At 63.6% G+C, this 1,367-nt stretch carries 1 pseudogene; it reads left to right on the top strand.

What is annotated here, in order from left to right:
* Positions 1-74 precede the first annotated feature (74 nt).
* Positions 75-1,168 (top strand): annotated as a pseudogene (locus I6F20_RS37525) (IS3 family transposase); the annotation flags it as partial.
* Positions 1,169-1,367: the final 199 nt, after the last annotated feature.

Below are 1,367 nucleotides of genomic sequence, written 5' to 3' on the forward strand. Positions count from 1 at the left end.
TGAAGTGGCCCCCGGATTTGGGACCGGAAGCCTAGTTGGAATGTAGCCGTTCCGTTTGGTAAACGGAGCGGACGATGACGAAGAAGACGAGACGGAAGATCGACGCGGCGCTGAAGGCGAAGATCGCTTTGGAGGCGCTGCGTGAACAGGTGAGCGTGGCCGATCTGGCGCAGCGCTACGAGGTGCATCCCAACCAGATTTATTCCTGGAAGAAGCAACTGCTGGATCAGGCGGCCAGAGCTTTTGATCCCGCTGGGGAGGCGGCGGACGTTGGTCGCGACCGTGAGATCGAGAAGCTGCATGCCAAGATCGGGCAGTTGGTCGTGGAGCGGGATTTTTTAGCGAAGAGGTCCGGAAGATGAGCGTCCCGGACCGCAGGGCGAAGCTCGACCGCGCGCATGGCGTGCTGTCGATCCGCCACCAGTGCCGGCTGCTCGGGCTGTCGCGCTCGGGCGTTTACCGAACGCCGCAGCCGGCCAATGACGACGATCTGACGCTGATGCGCCAGATCGACGAACTGTTCACCGCGCGGCCGTTTCTGGGCTCGCGGCGGATGGCGTGGCTGCTGAGCGAGGATGGCGTCCCGATCAACCGCAAGCGCGTGCAGCGGCTGATGCGCAAGATGGGGATCGAGGCACTGGGGCCGAAGCCGCGCACCAGCAAGCCTGCGCCGGGGCACCTGATCTATCCCTATCTGCTGCGCGGCATGACCATCGACCGGCCGAACCAGGTCTGGGCGACCGACATCACCTACATCCCGATCGGACGCGGCTTCCTCTATCTGGTGGCTGTGATCGATTGGGCGAGCCGGGCCGTGCTGAGCTGGCGCCTGTCCAATACGATGGACGTGTCGTTCTGCATCGACGCCCTGGAGGAGGCGCTGGCGCGGTTCGGCAAGCCGCAAATCTTCAACACCGATCAGGGCAGCCAGTTCACCAGCGCGGCCTTCACCGGCGTGCTGGAGGCCGCCGGCATTCGGATCTCGATGGACGGTCGCGGCCGCTGGATGGACAACGTGTTCATCGAACGGCTGTGGCGCAGCCTCAAGCACGAGGACGTCTATCTCAAATTCTATGCCGACGGCAAAGAGCTGCACGCGGGCCTCGCCGACTGGATCGCCTTTTATAACGAGGAGCGCCCGCACCAGGCACACGGCTATCGCACGCCGATGGCGGTCTGGCGCGCCGGCGCTACAGCAAAGGCTCTGGACATGGTGGACAACGCCGAAGAGGCGTTGCCCACATGCCCACAACCTCAACAACAGACGCAGACAGAGGCCCTCGCGGCCTCATATCAGAAAATCGGAGCGGCGAGAGTTCCAACTAAGAAGGCGGCGTCAGTGGTCCTGCTCCCGGGGTCCACTTCAC

This window comes from Bradyrhizobium sp. IC3123, from assembly GCF_020193625.1.
GTDB lineage: Bacteria > Pseudomonadota > Alphaproteobacteria > Rhizobiales > Xanthobacteraceae > Bradyrhizobium > Bradyrhizobium yuanmingense.